The organism is Sutcliffiella deserti (genome assembly GCF_020037475.1).
Classification (GTDB): domain Bacteria; phylum Bacillota; class Bacilli; order Bacillales; family Bacillaceae_I; genus Sutcliffiella_A; species Sutcliffiella_A deserti.
The window spans coordinates 548,891-562,497 of record NZ_JAIQDB010000001.1 but is presented as its reverse complement, the minus strand read 5'-3'; the positions used below and the strand labels follow the sequence as shown (position 1 = coordinate 562,497).

Annotated in this window: 13 protein-coding genes; 10 read left to right on the top strand and 3 right to left on the bottom strand. The window is 36.9% G+C overall.

Features of this window, described 5'->3' with window-relative positions; translation table 11 throughout:
- Positions 1 to 51: 51 nt before the first annotated feature.
- From K9B36_RS02725 to K9B36_RS02715, 3 genes are all read left to right on the top strand, one after another.
- The gene (locus tag K9B36_RS02725; protein ID WP_223700463.1) at positions 52 to 1,674 is read left to right on the top strand and encodes a long-chain fatty acid--CoA ligase; all 1,623 of its coding nucleotides are present in this window, start codon (positions 52 to 54) and stop codon (positions 1,672 to 1,674) included.
- A 224-nt stretch (positions 1,675 to 1,898) separates the two neighbouring features.
- A complete protein-coding gene (locus tag K9B36_RS02720) occupies positions 1,899 to 2,783 on the top strand; it encodes a TIGR01777 family oxidoreductase (protein ID WP_223700462.1) in 885 nt (294 codons plus the stop codon).
- 115 nt (positions 2,784 to 2,898) lie between these two features.
- A complete protein-coding gene (locus K9B36_RS02715; protein WP_223700461.1) occupies positions 2,899 to 3,273 on the top strand; it encodes a TraR/DksA C4-type zinc finger protein in 375 nt (124 codons plus the stop codon).
- Positions 3,274 to 3,616: 343 nt separating this feature from the next.
- On the opposite strand, the gene K9B36_RS02710 is transcribed toward K9B36_RS02715, so the two are convergent.
- Positions 3,617 to 4,978 (bottom strand): MFS transporter, encoded by a 1,362-nt coding sequence (locus K9B36_RS02710; protein ID WP_223700460.1) that lies wholly within the window; start codon positions 4,976 to 4,978, stop codon positions 3,617 to 3,619.
- A gap of 19 nt (positions 4,979 to 4,997) precedes the next feature.
- Entirely contained in the window at positions 4,998 to 5,843 is an 846-nt protein-coding gene (locus K9B36_RS02705; RefSeq protein ID WP_223700459.1) for a patatin-like phospholipase family protein, read from the bottom strand.
- A gap of 306 nt (positions 5,844 to 6,149) precedes the next feature.
- On the opposite strand from K9B36_RS02705, the gene K9B36_RS02700 reads away from it, so the two are divergent.
- From K9B36_RS02700 to K9B36_RS02680, 5 genes are all read left to right on the top strand, one after another.
- Positions 6,150 to 6,593 carry a MarR family winged helix-turn-helix transcriptional regulator gene (locus K9B36_RS02700; protein WP_223700458.1) on the top strand — a complete coding sequence of 148 codons (444 nt, stop codon included), beginning with the start codon at positions 6,150 to 6,152 and terminating at the stop codon, positions 6,591 to 6,593.
- A 240-nt stretch (positions 6,594 to 6,833) separates the two neighbouring features.
- Positions 6,834 to 7,793 (top strand): ABC transporter permease, encoded by a 960-nt coding sequence (locus tag K9B36_RS02695; protein WP_223700457.1) that lies wholly within the window; start codon positions 6,834 to 6,836, stop codon positions 7,791 to 7,793.
- Positions 7,777 to 8,733 carry an iron chelate uptake ABC transporter family permease subunit gene (locus K9B36_RS02690; RefSeq protein WP_223700456.1) on the top strand — a complete coding sequence of 319 codons (957 nt, stop codon included), beginning with the start codon at positions 7,777 to 7,779 and terminating at the stop codon, positions 8,731 to 8,733. The genes K9B36_RS02695 and K9B36_RS02690 overlap by 17 nt, the downstream gene beginning before the upstream one ends.
- Positions 8,721 to 9,479, top strand: a complete 759-nt coding sequence (locus K9B36_RS02685) for an iron ABC transporter ATP-binding protein (protein WP_223700455.1) — start codon at positions 8,721 to 8,723, stop codon at positions 9,477 to 9,479. The genes K9B36_RS02690 and K9B36_RS02685 overlap by 13 nt, the downstream gene beginning before the upstream one ends.
- Positions 9,480 to 9,848: 369 nt before the next feature.
- On the top strand, positions 9,849 to 10,835 hold the full coding sequence (locus K9B36_RS02680) for a siderophore ABC transporter substrate-binding protein (protein ID WP_223700454.1): 987 nt from the start codon (positions 9,849 to 9,851) through the stop codon (positions 10,833 to 10,835).
- A 74-nt stretch (positions 10,836 to 10,909) separates the two neighbouring features.
- On the opposite strand, the gene K9B36_RS02675 is transcribed toward K9B36_RS02680, so the two are convergent.
- The gene (locus K9B36_RS02675) at positions 10,910 to 11,464 is read right to left on the bottom strand and encodes a hypothetical protein (RefSeq protein ID WP_223700453.1); all 555 of its coding nucleotides are present in this window, start codon (positions 11,462 to 11,464) and stop codon (positions 10,910 to 10,912) included.
- Positions 11,465 to 11,578: 114 nt separating this feature from the next.
- Between K9B36_RS02675 and K9B36_RS02670 the strand changes: the two genes are divergently transcribed.
- Positions 11,579 to 12,499, top strand: coding sequence for a phosphatidate cytidylyltransferase (locus K9B36_RS02670; RefSeq protein WP_223700452.1), 921 nt, complete (start codon positions 11,579 to 11,581; stop codon positions 12,497 to 12,499).
- A gap of 235 nt (positions 12,500 to 12,734) precedes the next feature.
- On the top strand, positions 12,735 to 13,127 hold the full coding sequence (locus K9B36_RS02665) for a hypothetical protein (protein WP_223700451.1): 393 nt from the start codon (positions 12,735 to 12,737) through the stop codon (positions 13,125 to 13,127).
- Positions 13,128 to 13,607 lie beyond the last annotated feature (480 nt).

Genomic DNA, 13,607 nt, shown 5'->3' with positions numbered 1-13,607 from the left:
GTCTGCAAAAATAAATCTAAATTATTGTGAATGAGGAAGGGGTAAACGAAGATGATGAATGTACCTATGACCGTTAGTTCGCTGTTAGAAAGAGCAGAAAAATTTTTTCCTAATAAAGAGGTAGTCTCGAGAACTTTATCTGGTGTCCAACGAATCTCTTATAAAAAAATAGGAGAACGGACAAGGAGACTTTCGAGTGCCCTCGAAAAACTTGGAGTGCAAAAGGGTGATAGGGTCGGAACGTTTGCCTGGAACCACCATCGTCATCTAGAAACGTACTTTGGAATTCCTGGTATGGGAGCAGTGCTTCATACTATTAATATACGATTAGCTCCAGAGCATGTTTCCTACGTTATGAATCATGCAGAGGATGTTGTACTTTTTGTCGATGAAGATCTTATACCTCTTGTGGAGCGAGTAAAGGACAAGTTAAATACTGTAAAGGCATTCATCATCATGACAGATAAGGAAGAGCTTCCTAGTTCAAGTCTTCATCCGGTATTTTCATATGAAGATCTCTTAGAAGAAGGAAACCCTAATTATTCGTTTGTAAAAGATATTGACGAAAATGATGCAGCCGGGATGTGCTATACCTCTGCTACAACAGGAAATCCAAAGGGTGTTGTCTACTCTCATCGTTCTTTGGTGCTTCACAGCTATGCACTTGGCCTTGCAGACACAGCAGGATTATCGGAATATGACACATGCATGCCAGTGGTTCCAATGTTTCACGCGAATGCATGGGGGCTGCCGTTTGCAGCAACGTGGTTTGGGACTACCCAGGTTCTCCCAGGACCACAATTCACCCCGCAGCTTTTAGCAGAACTAATTGAACAAGAAAATATTACACTAACAGCGGGGGTACCAACAATCTGGCTCGGGCTTTTGAATGAATTGGAAAAAGGAACTTACGATACATCAAGCTTGCGGGCCATATTATGCGGAGGATCTGCTGCACCACGGGGAATGATTAAGACTTTTGAAACGAAATATGGAATTCCGTTTCTGCATGCATATGGCATGACGGAGACTACACCCCTTGCCACCGTTTCGCGACTGAAGAGTCATCAACTCGATCTCGACGAAGACCAAATGCTTGATAAACGTTCAATGCAAGGTTTACTCGTACCAGGTCTTGAGATGAAGGTCATCGGACCTGACGGGGAAGTGGATTGGAACGGACAAGACATGGGAGAGCTTTGCCTAAGAGGGCCATGGATTGCCGATGAATACTACAAAGATGAACGCTCCAATGATGCCTTTAAGGATGGCTGGCTGCATACAGGAGATGTGGTCACCATTGATGAGGAAGGAGTCGTAAAAATTGTGGATCGTACCAAGGATCTTATTAAAAGTGGAGGAGAATGGATCTCTTCTGTTGACTTGGAAAATGTCATAATGGCGCACGATGCCGTCTTTGAAGCAAGCGTGGTTGCTGTTCCCCACGATGAGTGGCAGGAAAGACCAGTAGCGTGTGTGGTGTTAAAAGATTCTTACAAGGGGAAAGTGGAAAAACAAGAAATACTAGATTTCATTTCTCCTCAGTTTGCAAAATGGTGGCTCCCTGATGAGGTTATCTTTATGGAGGAAATACCTAAAACATCGGTAGGTAAATTTTTAAAGCGTGCCCTTCGTGATGTGGTCGCAAAAGAAATGAGTGGAGCAATAGAATAAATAGATCTCTAAGGAAAAGACCTTTCTGTTTAATGAAAGGTCTTTTATTTTGGTTTAAATAACGTTCTGTTAAATTAAGAAATTACGTTTAATCTTGAGTGAATAGGGCAGTGAAAAATCCAAATGCCGATTTTTATCCGAATAATTCACCCATTTATTGTATAATTAAGTAGACGGATATTGTATATACCTTTTGTTAGAATACAATCGAAAAGAGTGATTCAATGAATAAGAAAATAGTTTTAGCAGGTGGAACAGGTTTTATTGGTATATATTTAGAAGAAAAGTTTCAGAACCTTGGATATGAAGTGAAAATTATTTCAAGGCAGCCACAACATATTTCTTGGAGTGATTTTGCTAGTATTGTGGATGCTTTAGAGGACTCCGAAATGCTGATAAATTTAGCGGGAAAGTCAGTTGACTGCCGCTACAATGAGAAAAATAAGAAAGAAATTTTTGATTCTAGAACAAAAACCACAGAGATTTTGGGAAGGGCAGTTTTAGAAGCAAATAATCCTCCAGAATTATGGATTAATTCTAGTACCGCAACCATCTATAGACATGCAGAAGACCGTCCGATGACAGAGGAAACTGGGGAAATTGGATCAGGCTTTTCTGTAGAAGTTGCAAAAAAATGGGAAAGTTCTTTTTTTCAATTTCACCTACCGAAAACAAGACAGGCAGCACTGAGAATCGCCATTGTACTAGGAAAAGATGGGGGAGTTATGGTACCCTTTATGAATCTTGTAAAGTTTGGACTTGGAGGTGTACAGGGACCAGGCACCCAGAAGTTCAGTTGGGTACATATGGAAGATGTATATAACATAATCTTATTTTTGCAAAAGAGGAAAGACCTTAGTGGAGTGTTCAACTGTTCTTCGCCGAATCCTGTAACTAATAGAGAATTTATGACCAAACTCCGCAAAAAGATGAATAAAAACCTTGGGTTACCTTCTCCAAAATGGATGCTTGAACTTGGGGCAATATTCATAAGAACAGAAACTGAACTGATACTAAAGAGCCGTTGGGTTATTCCAGCTAGGCTTGAAGAGGAAGGCTACTCGTTTAAATTTGCCACAATAGATACGGCATTGGAAGAAATCATATAAACCCTAGCTTTCCCGAATAGGATATTCTCAATCGTCTTAACTCCCCCAAGAGCCGCTCTGTTTTAATTTTAAAAAATCAGGGAATATGCTCAATAGTAGAAGGGAGTAGATAGAAATGAGCTTATCAAAAGAAAAAACGCAAAAATTGGAAAGAAAACTTTTAGATATGAAACAAAGCATAGAACAGAAAAAAAAGAACAGTAAGTTCGACGAGTCAATGAGAGAATCAACAGGGGAATTAACCACAGGTATAGGAAACCATATAGCGGAAGGCAATGCAGAACGTGTAGAAAGAGAACAAGAACAAACCTTTGACCAGATTGATGAAAAGTTGCTCGGGGAAATAGATGAAGCTTTAGAACGTATCGACAATGGAACATATGGGACATGTGTTGATACAGGTGAGGAGATTCCTTATGAAAGACTTGAAGCCCTTCCTTACGCTAAAAGAACTGCCCAGGCGCAGCAAGAAGTCGATCGTACCATGTAAGAGGATTATAGATAGAGCAAGCAAATGAAACGATAAAATGCCACTGCTTATACAGAGTGGCATTTTATATATTCCAATTAAAAATTCAGGTTCTTTCATTCCAATTATTTTGAAAGGCTCTTTTCGTAAAAATTGTTGCTATAAGCCCGTAAAAATCGGTATTTGGATTTTTTACTGTCCTATTCAATCAAAATTTAGAGAGATTTTTTTATTTATCAGGAAAAGAGCACGACAGCAACGATTTTAACGGGTTGTACCCGCTTACGTAAAAGCAACAAACAATGCGAAAACAGCCTTTTGAAAAGCTTAACTGCTAAATGTTGTAGCAACAAAAAAGAAAGCCTTAACGGTTAACTTTTTTGTTCCTCTTATATGAAATAAATAATGCAATGGTAAGGACAATGAGAGACGATAAGCCTATAAAGATATTACGATAGCTTGCAACTTCCCCAAGAGCAACCTGCCAGACAAGGAGAAGACCGGTTAGTGCTACACCAAAGGCCCCGCCAATAAATTGCACTAGCTGTGCAATACCCATCCCTGCTCCAAGCTCACTTTTATCCATTATCCTTGAAATTTCGTTAGAAATACTAGAAGTTAAAGCTGAAAAGCCTGTACTCATAAACATATAGATAAATAAAATGGAAAAAGGAGATACGGTACCTAATGCTGCAAATGAGATAGTTGCAATTAAGAGAAAGGATTGTCCAAAAAGGATTAAAGGCATATTGCCGAACCGGTCAATCAGCCTTCCGATAAATTGAGCTGCAACAGCAGAGAGAATGGCACCTGGAAAAATAAGAAGTCCTATTGCAGCCGGTTCTTTACCGAAAACAACTGAAAGCATGATGGGCATCAAAAATAGTGCAGAGAAATGTGTTATAAATGCCACAAACCCAATTCCCAATAGCTTGACAAATTGCCGGTTTTTCAATAATGAAGGCTGGATAAATGGAATCTTCACACGATGAATGTGTCGCCATAGCCACCCCGCTGCCACTAGGCTTATTAGCAGTATTGGAATGGAAAAGGTTGATAAAAACAATAGCAGCCCTGTTACAGTAACGCCAATCATTAAGCCGCCAATCATGTCGAATTTCACCTTCTGAACATCTTCTATAGGTAAAAGCTTCCGGAATAACGGGAGCAGCAAAACCACAAGCCCCGTAATGGCAAATAAATAATGCCAACCAAGAAATTGTGTGATAAGACCGCCGAAAACAGGACCAAGCCCAAATCCTAACGATGCAGCGGAGGAAATGAAGGCCATTGCCTTGCCTCTTCTGGAAATGGGGATATAACGTCCAGCTAATACCATCGCAAGACCTGGAACCGCTCCCGCCCCTGCTGCCTGTAATAATCTTGCACCCATAAGCCAATAAAAATCATTGCTTAAAAATCCAATGATAGAGGAGATGGCTAGCAGACTTAAGCCGATTGTCAATAACCTTCGAATCGGAAGAAAGTCTGACAAACGACTATAAGTTAAAGTGGAAATTGCAAATACAATCGAATAGCCTGATACAATCCATGAGGCGGTAGAGGAGGTAAGGGATAACTCCTGTAACACACTTGGCAGCGCCACATTAAACATGGTCGTATTCATTACGACAAGCCAAACGGTGACGCTCCAAAAAAGAATGATTTTATTTTCCTGAATAACTGGATGTTCATCAGCTTGCATCATGACAGCGTCATTTGTCATTTCTATCACCATGTTTCTTTTAAATTTGCAAAAAGCGTTGTAAAGCATCAAAGTTTTGTTTAGCATCCTCCCAGCCTAAGTTATATAAATCAGTTAATTTTTTTTGGTTTTTTTCAATACGACTAACTGAAATAGACCTACTTGGTTGGAAAATAAAGATGCTTTTCTGCTCTTTCTCTTTTTCTAAATAAGAGAGAGTTTCATTATAAAGCTGATACCTTGTTTGTAAGCGCTCGGAAATAATAGGATGCTGTTTATATTGGAAAAGGGAAGACAAGCGACTGAATTTCTTCTTATACCCCAGAGGTTTGGTTAGGATAACAACGTTTTTCTGAAACCCATCCTCTTGTGCTTTTTTAATTGGAATCGGATCGATGATGCCTCCATCTAATAAGACACGATTTTCGTACGTGACACTTGGAGCAACAAAAGGCAGGGAACTGGATGCCCTGATGAGCTGTAGCATATTTTCCCCATGTTCATCCATGTGGTAATACACCGGTTCACCTGATTCACAATCTGTAGCAACAACTACAAATTGCTCTGTTCGTTTTAGAAAAGTTTCATAGTCGTAGGGGACAAGACTGTTTGGTATTTCATCGAAAATAAAATCCATGTCAAATAACTGCTTTTTTTTCCAGTAATTTCGGTAAGAAAGATAACGAGAATCTTTGATAAAGTCAATATTAACTTTTCTATTTCTCCCTCTCTGCCTTGATAAATAGGAGGCGGCCATGCAAGCCCCAGCTGAAACTCCTATAACATAAGGGAAATAAAGGTTTTTCTCCATAAAATACTCTAAAACACCAGCAGTATACACTCCACGCATGCCACCGCCTTCTAAAACTAAACCACTTTTATTCATGTAAAATCCCTCTTTTTTATAGCTTTGTTAGTAAACGTTTGTGAATTTTGTAGTAATGGCTGTTAAAAAACCAACTATTTTCAACTTCGCATGTTCAATAAAGGTTATTGTATCAAAAGATAAGAGTTTTTGTCAGAACCTTTGCTTGATCGATTCTAATAATAGATAAGCAATAATGGGGAAGGGTTTGGGAAGCAAAGGAACAGTATGTCATGTCGACTTAGCCCTAGGATGGGGCGCTTTATAGATTGTTTATCAATGAATTTATAAGTACAATTGACATAATGAACATATGAGGTGATAAGAATGCAAAGACAATGGTATATGCTTGATAATTCAATTGGGTATAAGCTGTTTCATGCTTCCAGACTAATGAATAACCGGATTAATTATTATTTTAAATATAATGATTTTCCAGTGACACATGAACAGTGGCAAATATTAAGCAGACTTTATGAGAAGGATGGATTAACTCAAAATAGAATTGCAGAGTTAAATGAAAAAGATCAACCTAGTGTTTCGCGTTTGATAGACAATATGATTAAACGAGGGCTGGTAGAACGTAAGGCACATCCATCTGATGCTAGAATTAACTTGATTTATTTAGCAAAAGAGGCGAAGGAAATACGAATGGATTTAACATCTCTTGCTGAACAGACGATATTAGATGCTACAGATGGCATAGATCCAGATGATCTAACAAACTGTCTACTTGTATTAGATAAAATCAGGGAAAACTTAAAGAAGTAGAAACAACAATCTTATAAAAGGCATAAAAAATGATTGTTTAAGCAAGTAATGAAATAAAAAAAATTAGTTGTTTAAACAAGTATTTTTCGAAAACCTATTGACAATCAATAGTGATAATCATTATCATTAAAAAAGCAGGTCAGGTTTGTTTTTTTTAATCGATATTGAGAATGATTATCTATTTCGGTGAGAATAAATAAACCATACTGGAAAAAATCTAAGTTGGGAATGTTAGGGGCTATGAAAAGAAGATATTTACTAGGAACACTTGTCGTTTTATCCGTTGTTTCTCTATTCATAGGAGTAAAAGGAGTAACTCCATTTGATCTATTTAACCTTAAAAATGAACAAGTACAAATTTTGTTGCAAAGTAGAATACCAAGATTAATAAGTATTATAATTGCTGGCGTTAGTATGAGTATCTGTGGTCTTATCATGCAGCAGCTAACACGAAATAAATTTGTTTCACCTACAACGGCTGGAACGATGGATTCTGCAAGACTAGGAGTACTTGTTTCTTTACTTCTTTTCGCATCGGCAAGCCCCGTTTTGAAAATGTCGATTGCCTTTTTATTCGCATTATTAGGGACTTTTATTTTTATGAAAATATTGGATAAAATCAAATTCAAAGATACGGTTTTTATTCCACTAGTAGGATTAATGTTTGGTAGCATCATAGGGAGCATTACGACCTTCTTGGCGTACAGATATGATTTAATACAAAACATGTCTTCCTGGTTGCAAGGAAATTTCTCCTTAATTATTAAAGGCAGATACGAACTTTTATATATCAGTATCCCCTTGGTTATTATTACATACCTTTTTGCAAATAAATTTACTGTCGCCGGAATGGGCGAGGAGTTTTCTATTAATCTAGGGCTTCCATATAAACAGATTGTGAATATTGGTCTGGTTATTGTCGCTGCAGTAACGTCCATCGTTATCCTCACAGTAGGAATGATCCCCTTCTTAGGTTTGATTATTCCGAACATCGTAAGTATTTATAATGGGGACCATTTAAAGAAAAATTTATCACATACAGCTTTAATGGGGGCAACTTTCGTATTGTTCTGTGATATTTTAGGACGTCTAATTATTTTTCCTTACGAGATACCAATTGGAATGACCGTCGGCGTAATAGGTAGTGCGGTATTTCTTTACTTACTTTTAAGGAGAAAATCAAATGAAGCTAAAGTATAAGATTATTATTTTATCAGTTCTGGCGATCTTATCCATTATATTGTTTTTATTTTATCAATTAGGCCCCAATTGGGATTATGTATTACCAAGACGTGCAACCAAGATCTTTGCGATTGTACTAACAGGGAGTGCCATTGCTTTTTCAACAGTGATTTTCCAAACCATCACAGGTAATCGAATTTTAACCCCTAGTATTATTGGCCTGGATTCTCTTTACATGCTTTTACAGACATTTTTAATCTTTGCCTTCGGTTCCACTAGCTTAATCGCTATGAATAAAAATTTTAACTTTATGATATCCGTGTTATTGATGGTTATGTTCGCATTTGTGTTAAATCGATTCTTTTTTAAAGGCGAGGGACGGAACATTTACTTCCTATTGTTAGTAGGTATTGTATTTGGTACCCTATTTGGAAGTTTATCCACGTTCATGCAAGTTTTAATTGATCCAAATGAATTTATGTTGGTACAGGATAGGATGTTTGCTAGTTTTAACAATGTAAATACGGACTTGCTAACTCTGGCGGTCGTGCTGCTCATTGCTATTTTCTTGTATGTAGCAAGATTTATGAAATACCTGGATGTACTTTCACTTGGGAAAGAGCATGCGATAAATTTAGGAGTACCATACAATCTTGTGGTTCAAAGATTATTGATTGTAATCGCTATTCTAGTATCTCTTTCTACAGCATTGGTTGGACCGATTACTTTTTTAGGGCTACTTGTAGCAAACGTAACATACGAGTTTATGAAAACATATCAACACAAGTATTTATTAGTAGCCTCCATGCTCATTAGTATTATCGCTTTAGTTGGAGGACAGTTCATCGTAGAGCGCGTATTCACCTTTAGCACGACATTAAGCGTAATTATCAACTTTATAGGTGGCGTGTATTTCATCTATCTACTATTAAGGGAGAGTAAATCATGGTCGAAGTGAGTAATGTTTCGAAAAGCTATGGAGGAAAAGTGGTTATTGATCAAGTTTCTACCACAATTAAGAAAGGGAAGATCACGAGTTTCATAGGACCGAATGGTGCAGGGAAAAGCACACTCCTTTCCATGATCAGCAGACTTATTGGAATGGATAGTGGGGGAGTGACTATTGATGGTCAGGATATTACGAAAGCAAAAAGCAATGACCTTGCAAAGAAAGTATCCATTTTAAAGCAAGCGAACCATTTACCAATCCGCTTAACTATTCGAGAACTAGTCAGCTTTGGACGGTTTCCATATTCTCAAGGAAACCTGAATAAGGAGGATAAGGAATTTGTTGATGAGGCAATTTCCTATATGGAGCTTGAGGATATGCAGCATAAATTTTTGGATCAGTTAAGCGGTGGCCAGCAACAACGTGCATTTATCGCAATGGTTATTGCACAAAACACAGAATACATACTACTTGATGAACCTTTAAATAATTTAGATATGAAGCATTCTGTTCAAATTATGAAGGTATTAAGAAGGTTAGTGGATGAACTAGGAAAGACCGTCATTATCGTGATACATGATATTAACTTTGCGTCTTGCTATTCAGATTATATTGTTGCTTTGAAAGATGGAAAAGTGATAAAAGAAGGGCCAACAAATGATATTGTCGATGTGAAAGTTTTAAAAGAGCTTTATGAACTCGATATGCAAATTGAAAACATTAACGGAAATAACATCTGTATTTACTTTACTTAAAGCCCTGTTAAAGATAAGTGTTGAAAATAGTACTTCACCAGCGATGATTAGAGCAAAAGGCGGAGACTCCAACGGGAGATAGCGGTAGACTGGAGACCCCACAGGCGCAGCCGAGAAGGCTCCAGCATCGCCCCGTGGAACGCGTAGCCTTTTGCGGAAATCAATAGCGGCGTTTAAGATAGCCTTACTTAAAGAAAGGAGAGGACGTAAATGAAGAGAATGATATTTTCTCCTTTGCGGATTGGGAACATTCCATAATAAGGAAGGTTTATATAAAGGTATCTCTTAAAAAGGTTGTTTTCAATTAGTTAGTCGTCTTTGCTGTTGTTTTCTGGGAATGAAAAAAATAAAACCTATGAGGTGTATACAATGAAAAACAAATTGTCCATTTTACTTTTAACATTTATTCTTACTATTTTAGCAGTAGGTTGCAGCTCCACGAATAATGCTAGTACTGGTACTGATGAAGCTACAGCTGAAACAAATGAAACACAGACTGCAAATGCTTCAGAAGAAGTTACTGAATTAACTATAAACCACCAGTTAGGCGAAACAAAAGTACCAAAGAGTCCAGGGAAAGTAGTAGTATTCGACTTTGGAATTCTTGATTCCTTAGATAAACTTGGTGTAGACGTATTAGGAGTTCCTCAAGCTAATATTCCTGCCTATCTATCAAAATATGAAGATTCTAAGTACGAGAATGTCGGTAGTTTAAAAGAGCCGGATTTTGAAAAAATCCATTCCTTATCGCCTGATTTGATTATTATTTCTGGAAGGCAGACCGAGGCATACGAAGAGTTGTCAGATATTGCTCCAACCATCTTTTTAGGGGTTGATACAAGCCGCTATATGGACTCCTATAAAGAAAACATGACTACTTTAGGGAAGATTTTCGAAAAAGAAGAAGATGTTACTTCTGAGTTGACGAATGTAGAAACGGCAATTGCTGAATTAGCTGAAAAAGCATCAGCACTTAATAAAACATCACTTATCATTTTAGCAAATGAAGGTAATATCAGTGCGTATGGTCCCGGCTCACGTTTTGGCATCATCCATGATCAATTTGGATTTACTCCTGTGGACAAAGGAATAGAAGTATCCACCCACGGACAAAATGTTTCATTCGAATATATTATGGAGCAAAATCCTGACTATCTATTTGTTATTGATAGAGGAGCAGCAGTAGCTGGTGACTCTACAGCAAAAGGTTTACTGGACAATGATTTAATGAAACAGGTAACAGCTGTTAAAGAAGACAATGTGATCTATCTTGACCCGAACTATTGGTACCTATCCGGTGGGGGGTTAATCTCTGTTTCTGAAATGGTGAAAGAAGTAGAAGAGGCTTTAGAATAAGAAAATCTCATCGTTTACTTTGAAACATAGACGCAAACAGAACAGTGGAAATTACTCCCTGTTCTGTTTCTGTTTTATGTGTTCATTTGAATTTTTATCGGATGATATTCAAACAACTTCCCTTCAAATATCTTCTTCACCTTCGCACTCTTTCTAAAGTCATCCGGTGTTACAAGTGACGGAAGTTTCTCCCATAGATTAATGCCAGAGCGGTGTAAAACATCGGAAACAAATTGAGAGCAGAAATAAGAGGAATCTATTTCTACGGGCTCATTGATGGAAACTCCAAGCACTCCAAGCAAATTATAAAACCATTTCTTTTCTTTTTTTTGAAAAAATGCTATTAGTCGCTTTATTTTTTCCACTTCTCTTTTTGATACAGGCAATTTATAAATTTCACAAGTGGTCCCAGGATAATTTCGGTAAGTGCCGTGTACCACATCTTCCTTAACGAAGCCCCCATTAAGAGGATTATTTGGTTTTTTGCGACCGAAACTGTAGAGCTCGTTTAACTCAGGATCAAGGGATAAAGAGACATGATTAAAAGGTGCTTTTGTATATTTTTTTATGGAACGTGTAAATAGAGTTCCAGTATCTGTTAATAAAATATAGATGTATGCTTGGCTCATGGTTTATCAAACTCCATTTATAGTATATTTAAAGAATATTCTTATTTATTATACGATTCCTATTGACCAAAATTAAACATTAATTTCATAATATATATAGTTAGGGGGAAAAGTATGTTTGAAATTGAGGCTTTAATTACCTTGCTAGTTATTAGTGCTGGCTTGAGTTTGTTCAATGTTGTGTTCGTCTTAGTAAGACGTAAAAATCCATCAAAAGATTTCTCTGATCTATCTGTTAGGGTGAAGACTTGGTGGGGAATGCTCATTGTTTTTAGTTTTGCTACCTTATTTAATCCAATAGTATCACTTTTTGCACTTATGTTATTATGCTTTTTCTCATTAAAAGAGTATTTCTCCATCTTAAAAACACGAAAAGTGGATAGGCAGCTTTTTCTATGGGCTTATTTATCCATACCTATACAATTTTACTGGATTTATATAGGTTGGTATGGGATGTTTATTGTGTTTATTCCCGTTTACGTTTTTCTTTTTCTGCCTTTGCCAAGAATATTAGGAAAAGGTACTGTGGGTTTTCTCCGATCTGTTAGCTCTACTCAATGGGGGCTGATGCTGATGGTGTTCGGTTTAAGTCATCTAGCATTCTATCAGATAGCAACACCGGAATTTGGAGCAAACTTAGTCTTATACTTGGTAGTACTTACTCAACTACATGATGCCGTTCAGTTTTTAGTATCAGTATTTGTTGGGAAGAGAAAAGTGGTCCCTTCCTCCAACCCTAATATTACCTGGGAAGGCTTTCTTATTGCGACCTTCGTAACAACAGGATTTTCTTATCTTCTTTATCCATATTTAACTCCTTTAGATGAACTATTCGGGATTCTTTCAGGAATACTCATCAGTGCGGCATGCTTTGGAGGAAGCTTAGCAGTTTCTGTACTAAAACGAGATCTATTGATTGGTGATGAAGAGAAGACCGTTGAAGTTAAAAAAAGCTATTTGACGAGAGTTGACAGCTTAGCATATTCTGCTCCGATTTTCTTCCATGTAATTCGTTATTATTTTGATTTTATGTAAAGGGTCCAGCAAGAATTATAAAACAATAGAAGTTAGCCTTTTTAAAATAAATCTATCATTTTTTCTAGTAATCGTTGCATATAATGTAACGATTCTTCTTTTTATAAGGCTCTTTTCGTAAGGTTCTGTTATAGGTGAGGAAAACTGCTCTAAGAAAAGAATATGATAAAGGGATTTCAGTTATCGCTAGCGAAAATACATACAAGTCGACTTAGATGGGAGGGACGAGATATTCATGGATAAAGAGGAGCATTCTATATTTGATCAACCAATTATAGCCTTTGGCTTACCAATATTAATTATGCTTTTCGGGATTTTCTTGTTATATGAAGCTCATAATTCAGGAAAAATTAAATATGTCCCTGTAGTTTTCATTTTACTTGGACTCTCTGAAATTATCCGCGCATTTATGAGAAGGCATTACCGGCCAACCAAAAAAAAACGAGCAGAAATCAATCAAAAAAGCGGACATATTGCCTATGTACTCATGGCAACAAGTGTAGTCTTTTCTGTTCTCTTATTAATTATGGAGAAAATATCAGTCGAAATGGTATTATACGTCCAACTGTCGATGGCGATAGTTGTCTATCCTTTATTAAAATTGATTTTTTTAGTACGATACTATTAAGTACATAGTAGAGAACGCTAGGAAGTATGTTTAAAATTCCTTTTTGAAAATGGCTATATAAAAACAGGGATTTCAATCAAAAATTCAAACTTATTTTCAGGATAGAATATAGGATAGAGAGGTTATGGTGCTTGTGATTTGGGTCTTTTTTCTTTCATTTACTGTTTTAGTTGCAATCTTTTTCTATTTTTTAAATATGTCTCTGAAAAAGCACCATGAAATTTACGGAGCTAAGTTTGTGAGACCCTCCATGTGTGTAGGATGTGGTCGAGAGTTTTTTAATAGTAGTTCTAACTTTTGTGAGAATTGTAAGAAACGATAATGTTTAATATGTTTATATTAGAAGCGGAGCGGGGGTAAAACTGCTCTGCTTTTTTTCATTAATTGATAACAATTTCTTAAGAAGAATTTTCAGACAACTAAAACGGGAAATATAGTATATTAGATATGATATTCTCTGGTACTTTACTAGCAATCTAC

Coding starts and splice junctions, on each gene's coding strand:
- K9B36_RS02665 (WP_223700451.1), top strand. CDS start 12,735: ATGGATAAAGAGGAGCATTCTATATTTGATCAACCAATTATAGCCTTT.
- K9B36_RS02705 (WP_223700459.1), bottom strand. CDS start 5,843: ATGAATAAAAGTGGTTTAGTTTTAGAAGGCGGTGGCATGCGTGGAGTG.
- K9B36_RS02700 (WP_223700458.1), top strand. CDS start 6,150: ATGCAAAGACAATGGTATATGCTTGATAATTCAATTGGGTATAAGCTG.
- K9B36_RS02670 (WP_223700452.1), top strand. CDS start 11,579: ATGTTTGAAATTGAGGCTTTAATTACCTTGCTAGTTATTAGTGCTGGC.
- K9B36_RS02690 (WP_223700456.1), top strand. CDS start 7,777: ATGAAGCTAAAGTATAAGATTATTATTTTATCAGTTCTGGCGATCTTA.
- K9B36_RS02725 (WP_223700463.1), top strand. CDS start 52: ATGATGAATGTACCTATGACCGTTAGTTCGCTGTTAGAAAGAGCAGAA.
- K9B36_RS02710 (WP_223700460.1), bottom strand. CDS start 4,978: ATGACAAATGACGCTGTCATGATGCAAGCTGATGAACATCCAGTTATT.
- K9B36_RS02720 (WP_223700462.1), top strand. CDS start 1,899: ATGAATAAGAAAATAGTTTTAGCAGGTGGAACAGGTTTTATTGGTATA.
- K9B36_RS02695 (WP_223700457.1), top strand. CDS start 6,834: ATGAAAAGAAGATATTTACTAGGAACACTTGTCGTTTTATCCGTTGTT.
- K9B36_RS02680 (WP_223700454.1), top strand. CDS start 9,849: ATGAAAAACAAATTGTCCATTTTACTTTTAACATTTATTCTTACTATT.
- K9B36_RS02715 (WP_223700461.1), top strand. CDS start 2,899: ATGAGCTTATCAAAAGAAAAAACGCAAAAATTGGAAAGAAAACTTTTA.
- K9B36_RS02675 (WP_223700453.1), bottom strand. CDS start 11,464: ATGAGCCAAGCATACATCTATATTTTATTAACAGATACTGGAACTCTA.
- K9B36_RS02685 (WP_223700455.1), top strand. CDS start 8,721: ATGGTCGAAGTGAGTAATGTTTCGAAAAGCTATGGAGGAAAAGTGGTT.